At 69.6% G+C, this 22529-nt stretch carries 17 protein-coding genes; 12 read left to right on the top strand and 5 right to left on the bottom strand.

The window, feature by feature from the left end:
• The first annotated feature begins 1 nt into the window (after position 1).
• Positions 2-736 carry a DUF72 domain-containing protein gene (locus tag QJR12_RS16310; protein WP_300584326.1) on the top strand — a complete coding sequence of 245 codons (735 nt, stop codon included), beginning with the start codon at positions 2-4 and terminating at the stop codon, positions 734-736.
• A gap of 177 nt (positions 737-913) precedes the next feature.
• On the opposite strand, the gene QJR12_RS16315 is transcribed toward QJR12_RS16310, so the two are convergent.
• Both QJR12_RS16315 and QJR12_RS16320 read right to left on the bottom strand, forming a co-directional pair.
• Positions 914-3073 (bottom strand): NAD-dependent epimerase/dehydratase family protein, encoded by a 2160-nt coding sequence (locus tag QJR12_RS16315; RefSeq protein ID WP_300584328.1) that lies wholly within the window; start codon positions 3071-3073, stop codon positions 914-916.
• 128 nt (positions 3074-3201) lie between these two features.
• Positions 3202-4677 carry an acetyl-CoA acetyltransferase gene (locus QJR12_RS16320; protein ID WP_300584330.1) on the bottom strand — a complete coding sequence of 492 codons (1476 nt, stop codon included), beginning with the start codon at positions 4675-4677 and terminating at the stop codon, positions 3202-3204.
• Between the two features lie 179 nt (positions 4678-4856).
• On the opposite strand from QJR12_RS16320, the gene QJR12_RS16325 reads away from it, so the two are divergent.
• Positions 4857-5621 carry a CPBP family intramembrane glutamic endopeptidase gene (locus QJR12_RS16325; RefSeq protein WP_300584332.1) on the top strand — a complete coding sequence of 255 codons (765 nt, stop codon included), beginning with the start codon at positions 4857-4859 and terminating at the stop codon, positions 5619-5621.
• Between the two features lie 65 nt (positions 5622-5686).
• Here the strand turns inward: QJR12_RS16325 and QJR12_RS16330 are convergent, their stop codons facing one another.
• Together QJR12_RS16330 and QJR12_RS16335 are read right to left on the bottom strand one after the other, a co-directional pair.
• Positions 5687-6712: a zinc-binding alcohol dehydrogenase family protein gene (locus QJR12_RS16330; RefSeq protein ID WP_366526320.1), complete on the bottom strand. Its 1026-nt coding sequence runs from the start codon at positions 6710-6712 to the stop codon at positions 5687-5689.
• Between the two features lie 140 nt (positions 6713-6852).
• The gene (locus QJR12_RS16335) at positions 6853-7794 is read right to left on the bottom strand and encodes an APA family fibronectin-binding glycoprotein (protein WP_300584336.1); all 942 of its coding nucleotides are present in this window, start codon (positions 7792-7794) and stop codon (positions 6853-6855) included.
• Between the two features lie 387 nt (positions 7795-8181).
• On the opposite strand from QJR12_RS16335, the gene QJR12_RS16340 reads away from it, so the two are divergent.
• On the top strand, positions 8182-8868 hold the full coding sequence (locus QJR12_RS16340) for an SDR family oxidoreductase (RefSeq protein ID WP_300584338.1): 687 nt from the start codon (positions 8182-8184) through the stop codon (positions 8866-8868).
• A gap of 178 nt (positions 8869-9046) precedes the next feature.
• Positions 9047-10501 carry an NAD(P)/FAD-dependent oxidoreductase gene (locus QJR12_RS16345; protein WP_300584340.1) on the top strand — a complete coding sequence of 485 codons (1455 nt, stop codon included), beginning with the start codon at positions 9047-9049 and terminating at the stop codon, positions 10499-10501.
• Between the two features lies 1 nt (position 10502).
• Here the strand turns inward: QJR12_RS16345 and QJR12_RS16350 are convergent, their stop codons facing one another.
• Positions 10503-10937, bottom strand: a complete 435-nt coding sequence (locus tag QJR12_RS16350) for a PaaI family thioesterase (protein WP_300584342.1) — start codon at positions 10935-10937, stop codon at positions 10503-10505.
• Between the two features lie 168 nt (positions 10938-11105).
• Between QJR12_RS16350 and QJR12_RS16355 the strand changes: the two genes are divergently transcribed.
• The 8 genes from QJR12_RS16355 to QJR12_RS16390 all read left to right on the top strand — a co-directional run bounded on the left by QJR12_RS16355 (position 11106) and on the right by QJR12_RS16390 (position 22430).
• Positions 11106-11528 carry a BlaI/MecI/CopY family transcriptional regulator gene (locus tag QJR12_RS16355; protein WP_300584344.1) on the top strand — a complete coding sequence of 141 codons (423 nt, stop codon included), beginning with the start codon at positions 11106-11108 and terminating at the stop codon, positions 11526-11528.
• Positions 11529-11532: 4 nt separating this feature from the next.
• Positions 11533-12483, top strand: a complete 951-nt coding sequence (locus QJR12_RS16360; RefSeq protein WP_300584347.1) for a M56 family metallopeptidase — start codon at positions 11533-11535, stop codon at positions 12481-12483.
• A gap of 38 nt (positions 12484-12521) precedes the next feature.
• The gene (gene gndA / locus QJR12_RS16365) at positions 12522-13979 is read left to right on the top strand and encodes an NADP-dependent phosphogluconate dehydrogenase (RefSeq protein ID WP_300584350.1); all 1458 of its coding nucleotides are present in this window, start codon (positions 12522-12524) and stop codon (positions 13977-13979) included.
• Between the two features lie 10 nt (positions 13980-13989).
• Positions 13990-15426 (top strand): GuaB1 family IMP dehydrogenase-related protein, encoded by a 1437-nt coding sequence (locus QJR12_RS16370; RefSeq protein ID WP_300584352.1) that lies wholly within the window; start codon positions 13990-13992, stop codon positions 15424-15426.
• 181 nt (positions 15427-15607) lie between these two features.
• On the top strand, positions 15608-16972 hold the full coding sequence (locus QJR12_RS16375; protein WP_300584354.1) for a hemolysin family protein: 1365 nt from the start codon (positions 15608-15610) through the stop codon (positions 16970-16972).
• On the top strand, positions 16969-18087 hold the full coding sequence (locus QJR12_RS16380; RefSeq protein WP_300584357.1) for a hemolysin family protein: 1119 nt from the start codon (positions 16969-16971) through the stop codon (positions 18085-18087). The genes QJR12_RS16375 and QJR12_RS16380 overlap by 4 nt, the downstream gene beginning before the upstream one ends.
• A gap of 179 nt (positions 18088-18266) precedes the next feature.
• Positions 18267-20453, top strand: coding sequence for a malate synthase G (locus tag QJR12_RS16385; RefSeq protein WP_300584359.1), 2187 nt, complete (start codon positions 18267-18269; stop codon positions 20451-20453).
• A 108-nt stretch (positions 20454-20561) separates the two neighbouring features.
• Positions 20562-22430: a substrate-binding domain-containing protein gene (locus tag QJR12_RS16390; protein WP_300584361.1), complete on the top strand. Its 1869-nt coding sequence runs from the start codon at positions 20562-20564 to the stop codon at positions 22428-22430.
• The last annotated feature ends 99 nt before the right edge of the window (positions 22431-22529 follow it).

The following is a 22529-nucleotide window of genomic DNA, read 5'->3' on the forward strand; positions in this document are numbered from 1 at the left end:
GGTGAGCGTACGAATCGGCACCTCCGGCTGGTCCTATGACCACTGGACGGGGGTGCTCTACCCGCCGGGGCTGCCGGCGGCGCGCCGGTTGGCCCGGTATGCCGAGGTTTTCGACACGGTGGAGCTCAACGCCAGTTTTTACCGTTGGCCCCGGGATGCGACCTTCGCCGGGTGGCGCGAGCAACTGCCGGACGGGTTCACCATGTCGGTCAAGGCGCATCGCGGGCTGACACATTACCGCCGACTGGCCTCACCCGAACCGTGGGTGGAGCGGTTTCGGCGCTGTTGGCAGGCATTGGGCGATCACCACGGGGTGCTGCTGGCTCAGCTGCATCCCGGACAGCACCGCGACCGGGTGTCCCAGGCTCGTCTGGAAGCCCTTCTGGCCCTCCTGCCGGCCTGGATCCGCATCGCCGTGGAGTTGCGGCATCCCTCGTGGAACAATCCCGGGGTGTACCGGCTGCTGGAGCGGTACCGCGCCGCCTACGTGGTGATGAGCGGTGCCGGCCTGGCGTGCATCCCGCGCGCCACCACCGACCTGGTGTATGTCCGGATGCACGGCCCGGACCCGGACACGTTGTACGCGGGGTCGTATTCGCCGGGTGAGCTGCGGTGCTGGGCCGATCGGATCGCCGGCTGGGCCGGCGAGGGCCGCGATGTCTGGGTGTATTTCAACAACGATGTGCACGGCCACGCCGTCCGCAATGCGTTGACGTTGCGCCGATTGTTGAGCTGACCGGACCACGGCCCTACCGGCGGCCTCCCTGCCGGCCGGAGCAATGACAGATCGGCCGGAAAGGAGGACCTGCGCACCGGATTCCTCCGCGAGCCCGGCACAGGCCGTCGGTCCGGCCACGGCGCGCAGCCGGTATCGCTCGCGGTAGCGATCTGGAACCACGGATCTAGCCGTGGTCTAGCCGGCCATTTCGGGCAGCGAACCGGCAGGGCTGAGCACCACGGGCAGCCAAGCGTGATCGATAACGTCGGGCAGTCGCAGTGCCTGCAAGCGTTCCCGTTCCGCGCGCCGGCGTTTGACGCGCAGCCGGGCGTCGGACGGCATGGCCACCAGCTCGTCACCGGTGAGGTAGTAGACATCATCGACGGTATCGATGAAGTCCGCACGGACCCGTCGAGATCCCAGCTCACGCACCGCCATCCGAAGTTCATGGGTGAATCGCATGGTGGTGTCGTAGACCAGCTCCCGGGGCGAACGGCCAGGGGCCGTCCAGCCCTCGGACCGCGGAGATGCGCCGCTTGGCGGGCCCGCGGCCGGCGAGCCGGCCGCGGCGGCCGCGACGGTTTTGAGCAATATCGCCGGGTCGTCACCGAATGTCGGGTTGGCCAGCTCCGCTTCGCCCGGCCCGCGATGAGCGAGCCCGGCAACGGCCGACCGCAAAGCGAGGGCAGCCATGTCGGACGACGCGCAAAAACGGTTGAGGTCGCCGTCACGCGCCGCCTCGCGCAATCGTGGATCGGCGCGCAGCATCTCCGCCAGCGGGGTCACTTTTGCCGCAATTGCGCCGGTCTGCACAATCTCACCCATCCCGGACACGCTGCCGGTACCACCCGCACGGGTGTGCTCGCGCATCACCGCGGTGACACCGGTGTCGATCAGCCACAGCGCCGTGAGACACCACCCCTGATGGATCCGGTCACGCAGCAACCCGATCCGCACCTCCAGGCCGGCGTCCGACAACCCGGCCAGCTGCGCCGGCTCGAGGTGCTCGCTCACCGCGGCCGCCCGGTAGGCCTGCGTGTCGGCCTTGAGGTGACGCAACCTCGCCACCGACCGTGCCAGGGCCAGTGACTTGGCCGCCGACCCGAACGGCCCGCCCGCCAGCGGTGGCCGGCCTAACGGCAGCAGGTCGGGTCCGCGGAGCTTTCCACCGGTGGCCTGCGTGGCGACGGCGTGCCGGTCCCAGCCGGGCAACTGGGCGGCGGCGAGCGCGTTGGCGGACACCCCCACGTACGGTCGATGCCCGAACACCGCGATGGCCCGGCTTTCCCACTCACCGGCCACCACGCTGTCGAGCATCATCACCTGGCCAATCGCCCGGGCGGCCGCCCGCAGCCCGCCCAGCTGGATGTCGAGTGTCAGCGGGGTCAGCGGCCCGGGGAACGCCTCGGTGAGGCAGGCCGCGGCGAAAACCGGAAACCGCGGATCGATTCGGTCGTCGAACTCGCCCTCCAGGCCGTCCGGCGCGGCGCACTGCAGGGGTGTGCCATCGCGGGGCTCTAGCCGCGGTCGAGACTCGACCGGCAGCGACAGCCGACCGGTCAGATCGGCGGCACCGGTTGCGCGGAGTCGGCGTCCGGCCAGCCCGCGCGCGGTGTCGGCAACCGCCTCGGTTGCCGACCAACCGAATTCGAACATCCACTCCTCTTGCACCGCGGTGAGATCCATCTCGGGTGTCAGCTGGGCCCAGGATTGAACGCGATGCGCCCGAGCGGGCGCCCACCGCCGACCGACCGGGTGCAGGAGCCGCCACGCGGTAATCGTGTTGATGGTGTCCGGGCTTGCGAAATCGACGACACCGGTGTGGTCGGTGGCCACCGCGACCGCCAGGAAGCGCACCAGGTCGTCCAGGTGCACCAGCCGCACCGGCTGCACCGAGGCCTTGGACCGCAGCAAACTCGCCACCGTGCGGGCCACCATCCAGTCGACCTGGCGGCCCACCGGCGGCGCGAGTCGCACGATCAGGCTGGGCCCCCAGCCGGTGGACACCAGCGATTCGGCCTCCCGGTACAGCCGGGGCTGCCCGGCGGCGTGGGACACGAACAGCAGCCGGGCGCCCGCGCGGGCCGCCGCATCGGTGATGTGCACCACACCGCTGATGCCGGCGCAATCGGGCGCGTCGGCCTCGATCGGAGCAAGATGAATCACCGTGTCGGCCTCGTCGGCCAAAACCTGTACTACCGGATCACTCAGCGGCGCGCACACGAACGAAACCTCGGGCGGCAGCCGGCCATCCGGGCGCGTCGCGATCCCGGTGACCACATGACCGGCCGCGACCAGCCGTCGTGCGACGGCACGCCCGAGCGCTCCGCTGACCCCCGTCACTAGGATCCGCACAGCGTCACCCGCCTCACCCGGTGCCTATCCCGACAATAGGCGTGGCGGCGCGGTTTGTCTGAAAGTTTTGACACGCCTGTAAAACACCATCGGGTCGCGGGATGTTCTCCGCCGGCCGTGTGGCGGAGCTAACACCCCAAGGTCGCGGTGCCGTCCGCGCGGACCGCGACCTTGGCGCCGGCGATGTCCTCGTGCACGGTCATCTCGGCCGCCGTGGGGTCGGCGATCAGCGCCAGGGTGCGTGAGTCCGCGGGTGTGCGGACGGCCAGGAACGCCTTTTCCGGCCGCCCGTCCCGGTCGAACGGGGTGGTCCAGGCCTCGACGGTGCCGACACCCTCCCATTCGATCGCCGCCTCCCGTGCGGGAATCCGGTCGATCAGCGGCTGCGGATTTTCCCAGCGAAATTCCGACGGCGGCTCGGTGGCGTACACACCGAAGCTGTGTTTGGTCAGGTAACCGCCGTTGGCGGTGACCAACCCGCGCCGACCGGGGTTGGCCACCAGCAGCTCGGCCATGGTGGCGATGGCATGCGTGACGTAGTTGCTCCATGGACCGCCGGCGAAGGTCAGTCCGCCGGTCACCGTCAGCGGGCGGGCGGGATCGTCGATCGGCAGCCCAAGTTCGGCGGCGGCCACCTGCACGGCGGACGGAAAGCACGAGTACAGGTCGGCGTAGTCGATGTCGTCGATGCCAACACCCGCCAGTGCCAACGCCCGGGCGCCGGCGATGCGGATGGCGGGCGAGCGATGCAGGTCGGCCCGCTCGGCGACGGCGTAGGTGTCATGGGCGTCGGTGCCCGCGTGCGGGTAGACCCAGCGCTCGTCGGGGATTTTAAGGCGGGCCGCTTGCCCAACGGACGTCAGGATCAGCGCCGCGGCCTGATCGACCATGCTGTTGGAGGTCATCAGCTTGGTGTAGGGCCAGCTGATCATCCGGTTCTGCGGGCTGGGCCGCCAGATCTCGTCGGCGCTGACGGGTGTGCGGATCCAGGCGTGCGGATTGTTCACGGCGACGCGGTTAAACCGTGCCCACAGTTCACCGATGCGCCGCCGGTGATCCTCCATCGGCTCGCCGGCGGCGATCCGCAGCGCCTGCTCGAAGATCGGGTAGACGTACGCCGGCCGGTCCAGCCCGATCCGCAACTCGGCCGGGCCGGCCAGCGGGACATTGTCCTGCACGACGCGGGCCATCGGAACGGACTCGTCCTGGTGTGTCCACCTCAGGGTGCCCCCCCGGGTACGCAGTCGTGTTGCGGTGCGCCAGGTTTCCCCGCCGGCAATAAGCACCACCCCGGCCCGCCCGGTCCGGATGTCCAGGCAGGCCTGGTTGACCAGTGACTGCGGCACGTTGCCGCCGATGCCGCTGTAGGTGGTGTCGGGATCATCGGCGCCGATGCGCTCGGCGAGCAGCAGTCCGGGGTCGCGGTAGTGCGCCGAAAGTAAGTTCACCACCCGGATGCTGTCGACGGCCTCCAGCACCCGGGAGGGGGCGGCTTCCCGCGCGGCCGCCGCCATCAGGTCGACGGGCTCAAGGCCATCCGTGTCGTCGCGCTGGTTGATTTGGCCGTAGCCGATCAACACCGGGGTCCGGGGATCGACGGGCATTGCGGCACCTTTCGCGATCGGTTACCGACGCCGGTGATCGTGCGACGCATTCCGGTGATCGTGCGACGCATTGTCGAACCTAACATCCCTCGAGTCGCCCGGTGGCAGGCCGCGTCCGGGCATCCCGGCGCCGGGCGGCCAACGCGGTGATGCGAGCAGCGCGGGTAGACTCACGGTAAATGTCCAGTGAATCGACCGGGGCGCGCGGACTGCGGCCACTGGCCTCGCCGTCATTTCTGCCGCACCGATTCCGGGTTCATCTCGACATCGCCGTCGTCGTGGCGGTGCTGGTGCTAACGAATCTGATCGCCCACTTCACCACCGCCTGGGCGGGTATTGTGGCGGTGCCGGTGGCCGCTACTGGCCTGGTGATTCTGCTGCGGCGCACTGGCCTCGAGTGGGCCGAGCTGGGCCTCGGCCGTGAACACTGGAAATCCGGGGTGGCCTACGCGCTGGCCGCGGTGGGCATCGTCGCGTCGGCGGTTGCTGTCGGTGCGTTACTGCCGCTGACCCGGCCGTTGTTCATGAACCTTCGCTACGCCACGACCTCCGGGGCGCTGATCGCTTCGACGCTCATCATCCCGCTGCAAACCGTCATCCCAGAGGAACTGGTATTCCGCGGTGCGCTGCAGGGCGTGCTGCAGCGGGCCTGGGGATTTCGCGGTGTCGCGTTGGGGGGCTCGCTGCTGTTCGGCCTTTGGCACATCGCGACGTCGTTGGGCCTGACCAGCAGCAACGTCGGTTTAACTCGGCTGTTCGGCGGCGGTGTTGTCGGCATGCTGGCCGGTGTGCTGCTGGCCGTGGTAGTCACCGGGGCGGCCGGGTTGGTGTTCAGCTGGCTGCGCCGTCGCAGCGGCAGCCTGATCGCGCCGATTGCGTTGCACTGGTCGTGCAACGGCTTGGGCGCGTTGGCGGCCGCCGTAGTGTGGCAAGTTACCACCTGACGGGTCCGCTTGAGCCGTCCCCGCGGTGACCTTATCGACGACCCTGAATGTTGGGCTGCCGTGGCTCAGCCGGCTCGCGACACCTGCAGCACCGCAGCGCCGGCAATACGGCCGGCGGAAAGGTCGGACAGCGCCCGGTCCGCCTGTTCGAGCGGGTACTCCACGGTGGTGACCCGGATGCGGTGCCGGTCGGCGAACTCCAGGAAAGCCCGGGCGTCGGCGCGGGTGTTTGACGTCACCGAACGAATCTGGCGCTCCTGGAACAGGTGTCGTTGATAGTTGAGCCCCGGGATATCGGTGAGGTGAATTCCGGCGATCGACAACGTGCCACCGCGGTCTAACGCCTCCAGCGCGGGCAGCACCAGATCACCGACCGGGGCGAAGAGAATCGCCGAGTCCAGCGGCACCGGAGGCGGGTCGGCGGCCCCCTGGGCCGATGCGGCACCCAGCTCTAACGCCAATTCGCGGGCTTTCGCCCCCCGGGTCATCACGTGGACCTCGGCGCCTTGCGCCACCGCGACCTGCGCGGTGATGTGCGCGCTGCCCCCGAATCCGTAGATCCCCAGCCGACCGCCGGGCGGTAGCTCGGCGCGCAGCAGCGAGCGGTATCCGATGATCCCGGCACACAGCAACGGCGCCAGCTCGCTGTCGCTGTAGCCGTTTGGCAGGTGGTGCGCGTAAGCGGCTGGGACGGTGGCGAATTCGGCGTAGCCACCGTCGGCGTCCCAGCCGGTGTAGCGGGACTGCGGGCACAGGTTCTCGCTGCCGCGTCGACAGTAGGTGCACACCCCGCAGGTGTATCGCAGCCAGGCGATGCCGACCCGGTCCCCCACCGCGAACCCATCGCCGGCGTCGACACCGACTTCGACGACTTCCCCCACCACCTCGTGCCCGGGTATCACCCCCGCGCGGTGCACCGGTAGGTCACCCTCGGTCACGTGCAAATCGGTGCGACACACCCCGCATGCGTGCACGGCCACCAACAGCTCGGCGGGGCCAGGACGCGGGACCTCGGTGCTGATCCGCTCAAGCGGGTGGGTCTCCATCGGGCCGGGCGTGCGAACCCGCCACGCACTCATCGTCGCTTTCATCGACCCCACGACCATGCCCTCATAGTGCCCCTCGGCGACGCGTGGTGCGCAACCACTCGGCCTGACATCTGGCTCGCCGGAGCAACGCCACGGCGGTGGACAAAGGCCGTGGCGCCGACACCCTTAAGGCCTTTAGGCCTTTAGGCCGCCCGGGTCGTCTGTGAAGCGGGCGCGGCCGCGGGGGCTCCTGCGGGCGGTTGCCCCGCGGGTGTCGGGCCCGGCGGCGGAGCACCCGGGGCCGGTGCCGCGGGTGGCGGCGCCGGCGGCGCCGGTGGTGGCGCCCAGGGCCGCACCGACTGGGCCAGGGTCACCGCCGCCGGCTTGTCCACCGGGTCGTTCGCGGTGCCCAGCCACACCACAAACCAGCGCTGCGGGGGCGAGGCGGTAGCCGCATTGGGGGCGGTGGAGCCGACGACACCCGCCCAGATCTGGCCGTTCGGCTTGCTGGTGTCACTGAACTTGACCTCGTAGTAGGACGCACTGCCCGCCATCCCGTTGGCTTTCAGCGGGGTGCTCTCCTGGTTTATCCGGGTGCCGGGGTAGGGCATGAAGAACTCCCCCATGTCGGACGCCAGCCGGGTCGCAGCCTTCGCGTTGTCGGGTTCGGCGCTGGCGTAGAGCCGCTGGTCCAGCCGACCGAGCACAATCCGGGTGTCGTTGGCGACCGGCGGGGGCTGCCCGGGCTGGGCCGGTCCGATTTGCTTACTCAACAGCGCCGAGCCATAGTCCAGGTGGGTTGCATCTGACTCCACCCAGCCGGCAGGGATGACGAAGCTGAATCCGCCCGGTGGGTTGTCGACCCGGCCGGCGTCCGGCGCGTTCGCTTCGACCGGCGGCGGGACCGCGTTCGGGTCGGCCGGAGGCGGGGGCGCATTGGGATCGACCGGCCCCGGGGCGGCGTCCGGCGCTGCATTGGGGGCCGGCGAAGGCGACGCGGTCGTGGTTCCCGGCGCCGGGGCCGTGGGATCCGCGATCGCTGGGGTGGCCGGTGACGCGACGGCCACAGCGCCGCCGACCGCCGCGATCGCCAGCGCTACCCAGGAACCCTTGCGACTCCTGGGGTTCGGGTCCGCGTGCTCCATGTCGAAAAACCTACCGTGTTACGTCCGTGACGCAAGTGCGCCTTGCTGACGATGTGAATGCTATGGAGAGTGAATGTGAATGCTATGGACCGCTGATCCGCCGGTCACGCCACACTGATGCCGCCGCGACGGGGCGGCCGGTGGCCCGGAACCGGCTCGCTCCCGGCGCAATCACGGTGCCAGCCCGAAACGGTGCGGCCCGGCTCCCGCGTTACGGCCGAATAGTTATCCAAATGATGGGCGCGTCGTGTCGGCCCGGAGTTCCATCACTAGCTACCGTCCAGTAACATCTACGGCGATTGCTGCCGCCGCACGTCCAAACCCCGGGCGCCGGGTCTCGGCAGGTTCGCCGCAGACCGGTCGGGCGGTGTCGACGACAAGGAGGTCATGGCAATGGAGGTGCTGGTCACCGGCGGAGATACCGAGCTGGGACGCTCCGTCGCCGAACGCTTTCGCGATGCCGGCCACGCGGTGACGCTGATGGGCGCGCGCCGCGACGACCTCGAAATCGCCGCCAAGGAGCTTGATGTGGAGGCGATCGTCTGCGACACCACCGACCCGGTCAGCCTCACCGCAGCTCACGGGCTGTTCCCGCGGCATTTGGACACCCTTGTCAATGTGCCCCCGTCGCGCTGGGACACCGGCGACCCGCGCGGTTATTCCGCTGCGTCCGTTGCGGATCTGGCTGGCACATGGCGGCATGCGCTGGACGAGACGGTGCTGTCGGCGGTGTTGACCACACAAATCGTGGGCGATCACTTGCGCTCCGGTGGCTCGATCCTCGCGGTGGTTCCCGAGAACGCCCCGGCGGGCAGCGCCCAGGCCGCGGCCAAAGCCGCGCTGGCGAACTGGATCGCCGGGCAGGCGGGCGTTTTCGGTGCCCGCGGCATCAGCGTCAACGCGATCGCGGGTGGGCGCAGCACCCAGCCCGGATACCAGGGGCTGTCCCGGGTCCCGCCGCCGGTCACCGTGGAGATCGCCCGATTGGCGCTGTTTCTGACCTCCCCCGCGGCTCGCCACCTCACCGGGCAGCTGCTGCACGTCGGCAGCGGTGCGCCGACTCGTTGCGGCTAGCAGCCAACCGCCGAGCGGCGTCGTCGGTCGTATCGGAACGCCGGGGCGAATCGGCGGGAATTATCGGCGGGCATTGGAGCCAGCTTCGGTGACGGGCCGCGGGTCGTCAGGTGACTAGGCTATACCGGGGAGTGCAGTCGCCGCCGAGGGGCTTCCGCCCGCCCAGGAGTGCACCCACATGAGTGCCCGTCCCGACGCCACCGTCAACCGTCGGCACCAAGTCGTCATCATCGGCTCCGGATTTGGCGGGCTGAACGCGGCGAAGACGCTTAAACGGGCCGACGTCGACATCAAGCTGATCGCGCGCACCACCCATCACCTGTTCCAGCCGCTGCTGTACCAGGTGGCGACGGGCATCATCTCCGAAGGCGAAATCGCCCCGCCGACCCGGGTGGTGTTGCGCAGACAGCGCAACGTCCAGGTGCTGCTGGGCGACGTCACCCGGATCGACCTCAACCGAAAGATTGTTGTCTCGGATTTGCTGGGCCACAGTTACGACACCCCCTATGACAGCCTGATCGTCGCCGCCGGTGCCGGTCAGTCCTACTTCGGCAACGACCACTTCGCCGAGTTCGCTCCCGGTATGAAATCGATCGACGACGCCCTTGAACTGCGCGGGCGTATTCTGAGCGCGTTCGAGCAGGCGGAGCGGTCCCGCGACCCGCAGCGCCGCGAAAAGCTGCTGACATTCACGGTGATCGGCGCCGGGCCTACCGGGGTGGAAATGGCCGGGCAGATTGCCGAGCTGGCTCGTCACACCCTCAAGGGGGCTTTCCGGCACATCGATCCGACCAAGGCGCGGGTGATCCTGCTCGACGCCGCGCCCGCGGTGCTGCCGTCGATGGGAGACAAGCTCGGCCGCAAGGCGGCGGCGCGGCTGAAAAAGCTGGGCGTGGAGATCCAACTCGGCGCGATGGTCACCGATGTGGACCGCAACGGCGTCACCGTCACGGAGGCCGACGGCAGCCTTCGGCGCATCGATTCGGTGTGCAAGGTGTGGTCGGCCGGCGTGTTGGCCAGCCCGCTCGGTCGTGACCTCGCCGAGCAGTCCGGAGCCGAACTGGACCGGGCCGGGCGGGTCAAGGTGCTGCCCGACTTGACCCTTCCGGGCCACCCCAACGTGTTCGTCGTCGGTGACATGGCCGCCGTCGAGGGGGTCCCGGGCGTGGCGCAGGGAGCCATTCAGGGCGGCAAGTACGCCGCTAACACGATCAAAGCCGAACTCGCGGGCGCCGATGCGGCGCAGCGGGAGCCGTTCCAATACTTCGACAAGGGGTCGATGGCCACGGTGTCGCGGTTCTCCGCGGTCGCCAAGATCGGTCCGCTGGAGTTTAGCGGCTTGCTCGCCTGGTTGGCCTGGCTGGTGCTGCACCTGGCGTATCTGGTCGGCTTCAAGAATCAGCTCACCACGCTGCTGTCCTGGACGGTGACCTTCCTGAGCAACCGGCGCAGCCAGCTGACCATCACCGAGCAGCAGGCCTTCGCCCGCACCCGGCTCGAACAGCTGGCCGTGTTGGCCGCCGAGGAGCACCGCGGCGAAGCGACGGCGAAAACGGCCGGCTCACCGGCTTCCCGAAACCGGCTTCCCGGTCACGGAACCGCCCATCCGGGGCAGCGGCCGCAGGAAGGTTAGCTCAGCCGCCGGCGGGCTCCCGGTCCAGGTTCTGCAGCCTCACCTGACCGCGGGCCACCACCCGCTCGGCGGCGTCGGTGACGATCACGAGCCACAGTTGCTGACGGCGCCCCCGGTGCAGCGGTGTGGCGGTACCGTACACCGTGCCCGAGCTGATTGCCCGCAGAAAGTCGGTGTTGTTGTTGACGCCGACGACGCTGCCGCCGCCGCGAGTTGCCAGCCAGGCGTAGGCAGCGGTGCTGGCCAGGCTCTCGATCATCGAACAGTAGACCCCGCCGTGCACGATGCCCATCGGCTGCAGCAGTTTGGGAGTCACCTCCAACTGCGCCCGGGTGGTGTCGGGACCGATCTCGGTGAACACCAGCCCCAGTTCCCGGTCGAAGGGCGAGGTGAAATCCGCGGGCCCGACCGGGGTAAACGACGATGGCACGCCCATGTGTCTACACCTTGGGGCGGGGGCACCGCCGGCGGGTCGGCCCCAACGCCGATCCCGGTCGGGCCGGCGGGCCGGATGCCGGGTCGCGAAGGCCGCCGATACGACCGGTGGTAGTAACCGGTAGGCTGGTTTCATCGATCGGGAGGGAAGCAGAATGCCCGAGCTGAGATGCCCAAGCTGACGCGGTTGGGGGATCTGGAACGTGCGGTGATGGATCACCTGTGGTCTGCGTCGGAGCCGCAAACCGTGCGCCAGGTCCACGATGCGTTGTCGGCGCGACGCGATCTGGCCTACACGACCGTGATGACGGTGCTGCAACGGCTGGCGAAGAAAAACCTGGTGTCCCAGATCCGCCACGACCGGGCTCATCGTTACGCGCCGGTGCACAGCCGCGATGAACTGGTCGCCGGGCTGATGGTCGACGCGCTGGATCAGGCGGCGGACTCCGGCAGCAGGCAAGCTGCGTTGGTGCACTTCGTGGAGCGGGTCGGCGCCGATGAAGCGGCGGCACTGCGGCGCGCGCTGGCCGAATTGGAATCCGGTCAGCGGAAATCCCGCACCGCGTCGAGTTTGGAGATCGAGGGAGACTGACAGCGTGTCCGCGCTGGCTTTCACCGTCCTCGCGGTGTTGTTGGCCGGCCCGGTGCCGGCGGTGCTGGCCCGAGCGGCGTGGCCGTTGCGCGCCCCGCGGGCCACGGTGGTGTTGTGGCAGGCCATCGCGCTGGCCGCAGTGCTGTCGGCGTTCAGCGCCGGCATCGCGATCGCCAGCAGGTTGCTGATGCCGGGTGCCGACGGCCGGCCCACCGCCGGCGTCATCGGCGATATCGCCGAGCTGGGCTGGCAGCTGTGGGCGCTATATGTCGGGGTTTTCGCGGTCACCGTGCTCATCGGCGTGCGATTGGCGGTCGCAGTTCTTCGGGTTGCCGTCGTCACCCGGCGGCGGCGGGCCCATCACCGCAGGATTGTCGACCTGGTCGGCGCCGCGCCCGCCTTAAGCACCCGAACCCGCAGCAGCCGCACCCGCGATGTGCGGGTTTTGGATGTGGCGCAACCACTCGCCTACTGCCTGCCGGGGGTACGCAGCCGGGTTGTGGTCAGCGAAGGGGCGTTGCACAGCCTCGCCGACGACGAAGTCGCCGCCATCCTCAGCCACGAGCGCGCACACCTGCGCGCTCGTCATGACCTGGTCTTAGAGGCGTTCACCGCGGTGCACGCCGCGTTTCCGCGGTTGGTCCGCAGCGCCTGTGCGCTGGATGCGGTGCGGCTGCTGGTCGAGCTGTTAGCCGACGATGCCGCGGTGCGCGCCGCCGGACGCACTCCCCTGGCCCGGGCGTTGGTGACCTGCGCTGCCGGGCAGCCGCCCGCGGGCGCACTGGCCGCGGGCGGCCCCACTACCGTGCTTCGGGTGCGCCGACTGTCGGGCCGCGGCAACAGCGCGGCGTTGTCGGCGGCCGTCTACCTGGCAGCGGCGGTGGTGCTGGTGGTGCCCACCGTGGCGCTGGCCGTCCCGTGGCTCATCGAACTGCATCGGCTCTTCGCCGGCTAACCGGCGTTGAGGCCACCCACGATAACGAGGCGACGATTATGAGTTCGAGGCAACCGGACACCGCCGCGGCCATCGCCCAGATCGGGGTCACCGGCCTGGGTGTGATGGGTGCCAACATCGCCCGCAACTTCGCCCGGCACGGCTACGCCGTGGCCTTGCACAACCGGTCGGTCGCCAAGACCGATGCGCTGCTGGCCCGCCACGGCTCCGAGGGCAGTTTTGTGCGCACCGAGACGATCCCCGAATTCCTTGCCGCGCTGGAAAAGCCGCGCCGTGTGCTGATCATGGTCAAGGCCGGCGAGGCCACCGATGCCGTCATCGACCAGCTGGCGGAGGCCATGGATCCCGGAGACATCATCGTCGACGGCGGCAACGCGCTCTACACCGACACCATCCGCCGCGAGCAGGCGATGGCGCAGCGCGGACTGCACTTCGTCGGCGCCGGCATCTCCGGCGGGGAGGAGGGCGCGCTGAACGGGCCGTCGATCATGCCCGGCGGGTCGGCGGAGTCGTATAAGTCGCTGGGCCCGATGCTGGAAACGATCTCCGCCCACGTCGACGGCATGCCCTGTTGCACCCACATCGGCCCCGACGGCTCGGGGCATTTCGTGAAGATGGTGCACAACGGCATCGAGTACTCCGATATGCAGCTGATCGGCGAGGCCTACCAGCTGCTCCGCGACGGCCTGGGGCTCACCGCGGCGCAGATCGCCGATGTCGTCGGCGCCTGGAATACCGGCGATCTGGACAGCTATCTGGTGCAGATCACCGCAGAGGTGCTGCGGCAGACCGATGCCAAGACCGGCAAACCGTTGGTCGACGTCATCCTCGATGAGGCCGAGCAGAAAGGCACCGGTCGCTGGACCGTTAAGTCGGCGCTCGACCTGGGCGTTCCGGTGACCGGGATCGCCGAGGCGGTGTTCGCCCGCGCGCTGTCGGGATCGACCGCCCAACGCCGGGCCGCCGTCGGGCTGGCGCCCGGCAGACTGGCTTCCCGGCCCGGCGACCCCGACACCTTCACCGAGGACATCCGCCGGGCCCTGTACGCGTCGAAGATCGTCGCGTACGCGCAGGGCTTCAACCAGATCCAGGCCGGCAGCGCCGAATACGGCTGGGGTATCGCACCGGGCGACCTGGCGACCATCTGGCGCGGCGGCTGCATTATCCGCGCGAAGTTCCTCGACCGCATCAAAGCGGCCTTCGACGCCGACCCCAACCTGCCCAGCCTCATCGTCGCACCGTATTTCCGTGACGCGCTGCAATCGGCGATCGATAGTTGGCGGCGGGTGGTGTGCGCCTCAACGCAACTGGGTATCCCGATCCCGGGTTTCGCTTCGGCGCTGTCGTATTACGACGCGCTGCGCACCCGGCGGCTGCCCGCCGCGCTCACCCAAGCCCAGCGCGACTTCTTCGGTGCCCACAGCTACCGACGAATCGACGAGCCGGGCTCGTTTCACACGCTGTGGAACGGGGACCGCAGCGAAATACCGGTGTAAGGGGCGCGGGATGCGGTTTTTGGACGGGCACCGCCCCGGATACGACCTGACCTACGACGACGTGTTCATCATGCCCAACCGCTCGGAGGTGGCGTCACGGTTCGACGTCGACCTGTCGACCCACGACGGCTCCGGGACCACCATCCCGGTCGTGGTCGCCAACATGACCGCGGTAGCCGGGCGGCGCATGGCCGAGACCGTTGCCCGCCGCGGCGGCATCGTCATTCTGCCGCAAGACCTTCCGATCGCCGCGGTCAAACAGACGGTGGATTTCGTCAAAAGCCGGGACCTGGTCGTCGACACCCCGGTGACCCTGGCTCCCGACGACTCGGTGTCCGACGCGACCGCGCTGATCCACAAGCGGGCGCACGGCGCGGCGGTGGTGGTTTCCGGGGGCCGCCCGATCGGCCTGGTGACCGAGGCGTCCTGCATGGGCGTGGACCGCTTCACCCGGGTGCGCGACGTTGCGATCACCGACTTCGTGACCGCCCCGGTGGGCACCGATCCGCGCAAGGTGTTCGACCTGCTCGAACACGCCCCGATCGGCCTTGCGGTGCTGACCACCGCGGACGGCACGCTGGCGGGTGTGCTGACCCGCGCCGGGGCGATCCGAGCCGGCATCTACACCCCGGCCGTCGACGCCAGGGGACGGTTGCGTATCGGCGCGGCGCTGGGCATCAGCGGGGACGTCGCCGCCAAGGCCCAGGACCTGGTCGAGGCCGGGGTGGACCTGCTGGTCATCGACACCGCGCACGGCCATCAGGCGAGGGCGCTGGAGGCGATCAGGGCGGTCTGTTCGCTGCGGTTGGGGGTGCCACTGGCCGCGGGCAACGTGGTGTCCGCCGAAGGCACCCGAGACCTCATCGGCGCGGGGGCGAAGATCGTCAAGGTCGGTGTCGGACCGGGGGCCATGTGCACCACCCGGATGATGACCGGCGTGGGACGGCCACAGTTCTCCGCTGTTCTGGAGTGTGCCCGTGCGGCAAAAGAACTCGATGCGCACGTGTGGGCCGACGGCGGAATTCGCCACCCGCGGGACGTCGCGCTGGCGCTGGCGGCCGGGGCGTCGAACGTGATGATCGGCTCGTGGTTCGCCGGCACCTACGAATCCCCCGGCGACCTGATGCGTGACCGGGACAATCGACCGTACAAGGAGAGCTACGGAATGGCGTCCAAGCGGGCGGTGGTCGCCCGCACCGCCGCCGACAGCGCCTACGACAGCGCTCGCAAAGCGTTGTTCGAGGAAGGGATTTCGACGTCGCGGATGGGTCTGGACCCCGACCGCGGCGGTGTTGAGGACCTGATCGACCACATCACCTCGGGGGTGCGCAGCACCTGCACCTACGTCGGCGCGGCGACACTGGCGGAATTGCACGAGCGTGCCGTGATCGGGGTGCAGTCCATCGCGGGTTTCGCCGAGGGCCATCCGCTGCCCTTCGGCTGGTGACCCGCTCGTGCCGGAGTGCTCGTGCCGGAGTGACACGGTGGCTGGAGTGGCCTTCGCTAGCATGTGAACTTCAAGCCGCAGCAGCACGCTGGGCGGCATCGAGCGAAAGGGATCACGTGCCGCAGGCACCCGGTGAGGCCGTGGGCCTCCGGGCCCGGCGGTCACCCAGGTTGTTCCACCGATGAACCTCACCGCCACCCTGCTCAGCCTGCTGGCCATCGCGGTGCTCACCGCGGGCACCGCGCTGTTTGTCGCCGCCGAGTTCTCACTGACCGCGCTGGAGCGCAGCACCGTCGAAGCCAGCGCCCGCGGCGGCGACCGCCGCGGGCGTTACCTGCAGCGCGCACACCGCACGTTGTCGTTCCAGCTGTCCGGTGCTCAGCTGGGGATTTCCCTCACCGCCTTGGTGACGGGCTACCTCACCGAACCCGTGGTTGCCGACCTGCCGCACCCGGTGATGGATGCGCTCGGGGTGCCCGATCGACTCGCCGACGGGATCACCGCGTTCGCGGCGTTGGCGATCGTCACGTCGTTGGCCATGGTGTTCGGCGAGCTGGTGCCCAAAAACCTCGCCGTGGCGCGCCCGCTGCCGATCGCCCGCGCCGTGGTGGCGCTGCAACTGGCGTTCGCCTGGATCATGACGCCGGCCATTCGGCTGACGAACGGGACGGCGAACTGGATCCTGCGCCGGCTGGGGATCCAGCCCACCCAGAAGTTGCGGTCGGCGCGCTCGGCGCAGGAGCTGTTGTCACTGGTGCACACCTCGGCGCGCAGCGGCACGCTGGATCCCACCACCGCAACACTGGTGCGCCGGTCACTGCAGTTTGGCACGCTGACAGCCGAGGAGCTGATGACGCCCCGGTCGAAAGTCGTGGCCCTGCAAACCGGCGACACCGTCGCCGACCTGGCGGCCGCCGCCGCCCAGACGGGGTTCTCCCGGTTCCCGGTGGTGGCCGGCGACCTCGATGACCCGGTCGGTATCGTGCACGTCAAGCAAATTTTCGAGGTGGCACCCGCCGAGCGCGCCCGCACGCCGCTCACCGCTATCGCCCGGCCGGTCGCGGTGGTGCCGTCGACGCTGGACGGCGACGCGGTGATGGCCCAAATCCGTGGCAATGACCTGCAGGCCGCGCTGGTGGTCGACGAGTACGGGGGCACCGCGGGCATGGTCACGATGGAGGATCTGGTCGAAGAGATCGTCGGCGACGTTCGCGACGAACACGACGACGCCACCCCCCATGTGGTGGCCGCCGGCGGCGGCTGGCGGGTTTCCGGCCTGCTGCGCATCGATGAGGTGGCCGCGGCCACCGGCTACCGGGCCCCCGAGGGTGAATACGAGACGATCGGCGGGCTGGTGCTGCAGCGGCTGGGCCACATTCCGACCGTCGGCGAGGCGGTGGAACTGGTGGCGTTTGACCCGGAGGGCGGTTCGGATCACCCGGCGCGGTGGCTGGCGACGGTGGTCCGGATGGACGGCCGGCGAATCGATCTGCTCGAACTCCGCCCGGGTGGCGGGTCGGGCCAGCGCGACCGGAGGCGCCGGTGACGGATGTGCTGCGCGTGCTGCTGACCATCGTTCTGATCGCCGCCAACGCGTTTTTCGTGGGGGCCGAATTCTCGCTCATCTCGGCGCGCCGCGACCGGCTGGAAGCGCTGGCCGAACACGGCAACCGCCGCGCTGTCACGGTGCTGCGGGCCGGCGAGCGGCTCCCGCTGATGTTCGCGGGCGCCCAACTGGGGATCACGGTGTCCTCGATCCTGCTGGGCCGCATCGGCCAGCCCGCGGTGGCCGATCTGTTGGGGCGGCCCGTTCGCGCGGCCGGGGTCTCCGATGGGCTGCTGCAGACGGGGTCGTTCGTGGCGGCGCTGGCCGTCGTGGTGGCGCTGCACGTGCTGCTCGGCGAGATGGTGCCGAAGAACATCGCCATCGCCGGCCCGGAGCGGGCGGCGATGCTGTTGATCCCGCCCTACTTGGCCTACCTGCGGGTGGCGGGCCCGGTCATCGAGTTCTACAACCGGTGCACCCGGGCGACGCTGCGGGCGCTGCGGGTGGCACCCAAAGACGAGCTCGACGTCACCGTCTCCACGGTCGAACTCAGCGAGATGATCGCCGAATCGGTGTCGGAAGGGTTGCTGGATCGCGAGGAACACACCCGGCTCACCCGGGCGCTGCAGATTCGCAATCGGGTGGTCGCCGACGTCGCGGTGCCGCTGGCCGACGTTCGGGCGGTGCCGGCGGCGGCGGAAGGCTCGGGGCCCACCGTCGCGGCGCTCCAGCGGGCGCTGGCCGAGACCGGGTATTCGCGGTTTCCGGTGCTCGGCGCGAACCGCGGTTTCATCGGCTATGTGCACATCAAGGACGTGTTGCCGGTCGCCGACGATTCGCACGCCGTGGTCGATCTCGCGGCGGTGCGCCCGCTGCCGCTGCTCGGCGAGTCGACGCCGCTGGCCGAGGCCCTCGCTGAGCTACGGCGCACCAAGAGCCATCTGGCGCTGGTGACCGCCGCCGACGGCGGTGTGGTCGCGATGGTGGCGCTGGCCGACCTGGTGGGTGAGCTGGTCGGCGCTGCGGGACACGGAACGCGCGGCATCGGAGGTGTCCGGGGTGGCTGGCCGGAACCCGGCGGCCGGGGAACGCCGCGTCCGCGTCGGCCCGTATGATCTCAGCGATCAACCCCGGATGCGCCGGGATGCTGCGTTGCCAGCGAGCGGTCACCGGACGGGTCCGGCCGCCGCCGGCCGTGCCGCTACCCGGTGTGACCTGCTGTAGCGCGATGCGACCCGCGGTGGTCGGGCCGTCGGCCGGTACGCTGAGCTAGTTGCCGATGAGGAGGACCGTGATGACCGATCGCGTGCCGGTGGGACACCTGCGCGTTGCCCGCGTGCTCTACGACTTCATCAACAATGAGGCTTTGCCCGGTACCGACATCGACCCGGACAGCTTCTGGGCGGGTGCGGACAAGGTCATCACCGACCTCACCCCCAAAAACCAGGAGCTGCTGACCCGCCGCGACGAGCTGCAAGCCCAAATCGACAAGTGGCACCGGCAGCACGTCATCGAGCCGCACGACCCGGAGGCCTACCGTCAATTCCTCACCCGGATCGGCTATCTGCTGCCCGAACCCGACGACTTCACCATCACCACGTCCGGGGTTGATGACGAGATCGCTAAGACGGCCGGCCCGCAGCTCGTGGTGCCGGTGCTCAACGCCCGGTTCGCACTGAACGCGGCCAACGCCCGCTGGGGCTCGCTGTATGACGCGCTCTATGGCACCGATGTCATCCCGGAGAGCGACGGCGCCGAAAAGGGCGCCGGCTACAACCCGGTGCGTGGCGGCAAGGTGATCGCCTACGCGCGCGCGTTTCTCGATGACGCGGTTCCGCTGGGCAATGGCTCCTGGTCGGAGGCCACCGGTGTCGCCGTCGACACCGGCCGGCTGGTCGTCACCTTGGCCGACGGGCGGCACACCACGCTGGCGGACGGCGGCCAGTTCGCCGGCTACACCGGTGCGCCCGGGGAGCCGGCGTCGGTGCTGCTGGTCAACCACGGCCTGCACATCGACATCCTCATCGACCCGAACTCGCCGATCGGCGGGAGCGACCGCGCCGGGATCAAAGACGTGATCCTGGAGTCGGCGGTCACCACGATCATCGACTTCGAGGACTCGGTGGCCGCCGTGGACGCCGAGGACAAGGTGCACGGCTACCGCAACTGGCTGGGCCTGAACAGGGGCGACCTGACCGCAGAGGTCACCAAGGACGGCAGGACCTTCACCCGCGTGCTCAACGGCGATCGCCGCTACACCGCACCCGACGGGCGCGCGTTCACCCTGCCCGGGCGCAGCCTGATGTTCGTTCGCAACGTGGGCCACTTGCTGACCAACGACGCGATCGTGGACGCGGACGGCCACGAGGTGTTCGAGGGCCTTATGGACGCGTTGTTCACCGGCCTGATCGCCATCCACGGGCTGAAAGCCAGCGACGTCAACGGGCCGCTGGTCAACAGCCGCACCGGCTCCATCTACATCGTCAAACCGAAGCTGCACGGCCCCGAGGAGGTCGCGTTCACCACCGAGCTGTTCAGCCGGGTCGAAGACGTTCTGGGGTTGCCGCAGACCACCCTCAAGGTCGGTGTGATGGACGAAGAGCGGCGCACCACCGTCAACCTGAAGGCGTGCATCAAGGCCGCGGCCGACCGGGTGGTGTTCATCAACACCGGTTTCCTGGACCGCACCGGCGACGAGATCCACACCTCGATGGAGGCCGGGCCGATGGTCCGCAAGGCCGCCATGAAGACCCAGCCGTGGATCCTGGCCTACGAGGACAACAACGTCGACGTCGGGCTGGCGGCCGGGTTTACCGGCCGCGCCCAGATCGGCAAAGGCATGTGGACCGCGACCGAGTTGATGGCCGATATGGTGGAGCAGAAGATCGCCCAGCCCCGTGCCGGTGCCAGCACCGCGTGGGTGCCCTCACCCACCGCGGCCACCCTGCACGCATTGCACTACCACCGGGTTGACGTGTTCGAGGTGCAGCGACAACTCGCCGGCCGGCAACGCCCCGCCATCGACCAGCTGTTGAGCATTCCGCTGGCCAAGGAGCTGGCCTGGGCTCCGGAGGAAATCCGCGAGGAGGTCGACAACAACTGCCAGTCGATCCTGGGATACGTGGTGCGCTGGATCGACCAGGGCGTCGGGTGTTCGAAGGTGCCCGACATCCACAACGTCGCGTTGATGGAAGACCGCGCCACGCTGCGGATCTCCAGCCAATTGCTGGCCAACTGGCTGCGCCACGGGGTGATCACCGCCGAGGATGTGCGGGCCGGCCTGGAACGGATGGCCCCGATGGTCGACCGGCAGAACGCCGAGGATCCCAACTACCGGCCGATGGCGCCCCACTTCGACGACAGCATCGCGTTTCTGGCCGCTCAAGACCTGATTTTGGAAGGCGCGCAGCAGCCCAATGGGTACACCGAGCCGATCCTGCATCGGCGCCGCAGGGAGCGTAAGGCCCGCGATCGGGCGTGAGCGCCGTGCGCGCTCGGCGGGCCGGCCTGGCTAGACTCGGACTGCAGCCGGCAACGGGGCGGGCGATGGTGCGTCGACAGCGTCGAAGGAGAGGATTCAGACACCGGCATGGGTAGGCACAGCATGCCCGAGCCCGGGGATGCGGCCGGCGAAGCCTGCGAGGAGTATCCCGACTTTGCGGGGCCCGCCGAGGAGCCGTTTGCGACGCCGGCGCGGGCCGGTGGCGGCCATCGGGGCGGTGCGCCGTGGCGCGGCGGCCACCGCAGCGACGGCGGGCCGCGCGGGGTCAGTGTCGGGGTGATCGCCGCCCTGGTTGCCGTGGTCCTGGTGGTGGCGGCGGTGATTGCCTGGCGGTTCTTCGGGACGGTGCTGTCGACCCGTTCCCACCTGGCCGCGGGGCGCTGCCTCGGCGGCAAAGAGACGGTAGCCGTCATCGCCGACCCCGCCATTGCCGAGACGGTTCAGGAATTCGCCGAACGGTACAACGCCTCGGCAACCCCGGTGGGTGACCGCTGCGTCATGGTGAGCGTCAAACCCGCGGGCTCCGACGCCGTCGTCAACGGTTTCACCGGTGACTGGCCGGCCGACCTCGGCGCCCGTCCCGCGCTGTGGATCCCGGCCAGCTCGGTAGCGACGGCGCGGCTGACCGCCGCCGCGGGCCGGCAAACCGTCAGCGACAGCCGCTCGCTGGCCAGCTCGCCGGTGCTGCTCGCGGTGCGGCCCGAATTGCGCCGCGCCCTCTCCCGGCAGACGTGGGCGACGCTGCCCGGGCTGCAAACCACACCCGAGGCGTTGACCGCTCTGGGCCTGCCGGGGTGGGGCTCGCTGCGGTTGGCCCTGCCGGTCAGCGGCAACGGTGACGCCGCCTTCCTGGCGGCCGAAGCGGTGGCCGCGGCATCGGCGCCTCCCGGGGCCCCACCGACCACCGGGACCGGGGCGGTGCGCGCCCTGGTTGATGCGCAACCCAAACTGCCGGACACGTCTTTGGCGGCGGCGATGAACACGCTGCTGGCGCCCGGGGATCCGGCCGCCGCTCCGGTGCACGCGGTCGTCACCACCGAGCAGCAGCTGTTCCAGCGCGCCCGGTCGACCCCCGACGCCGAACGCACGTTGAGCTCCTGGCTGCCGCCCGGACCGGTCGCCGTCGCCGACTATCCGACGGTGCTGCTGGCCGGCTCCTGGTTATCACCCGAGCAGGTCACCGCCGCCAGCGCGTTTGCCCGGTTCATGCGCAAGCCCGACCAACTCGCGGTGCTGGCCAAGGCCGGCTTTCGCGTGCCCGGCGTGAAACCACCAAGCAGCGACGTCACCAGTTTCGCGGCGCTGCCGTCGACGCTGACGGTGGGCGACGATCCGCTGCGCGCCACCCTGGCCGCTGCGCTGACCGCCCCGGCAACCGGCCCGGCCGTCATCATCATGCTGGACCAGTCGATGGTCACCCAGGAGGGCGGCCACAGTCGGCTGGCCAATGTGATTGCCGCACTAGACGACCGGATTAAGGCGCTGCCGGCGACTTCGGTGATCGGGTTATGGACCTTCGACGGCATCGAAGGCCGAACCGAGGTGCCCAGCGGGCCGTTGGACGAGCCGATCCACGGTCGGCCACGCTCGGAGGCGCTGCTCTCCACGCTGGACAATCAGCATTCGGCACCCGGTGGGGCGGTGTCGCTCACCACTTTGCGGTTGGTGTACCGCGACGCGCTGGCCAATTTCCAGCCCGACCGCCCCAATTCGGTGCTGGTCGTCACCGCGGGACCACACACCGACCGCACCCTCGACGGGCCGGGTCTGCAGGAGTTCATCCGCCAGAGCGCCGACCCGGCCAAACCGGTGGCGGTCAACATCATCGACTTCGGCAGCGACCCCGACCGGCCGACCTGGGAAGCGGTCGCCCAGCTCAGTGGCGGCGGCTACCAGAACCTGGCGACCTCGGACTCCCCGGACCTGGCCGCCACGGTGGCCCGCTTTTTGAGCTGAGGGCCGCCACGATAGCGGCCGCCCCGCACCCCGTCGCGTCGATCACGACCGGGCGGCACCGGCGCCGTTCGCTGCTAGCATCGCATCGCAGCGGCATCG

The organism is Mycobacterium sp., from assembly GCF_029961025.1.
GTDB lineage: Bacteria > Actinomycetota > Actinomycetes > Mycobacteriales > Mycobacteriaceae > Mycobacterium.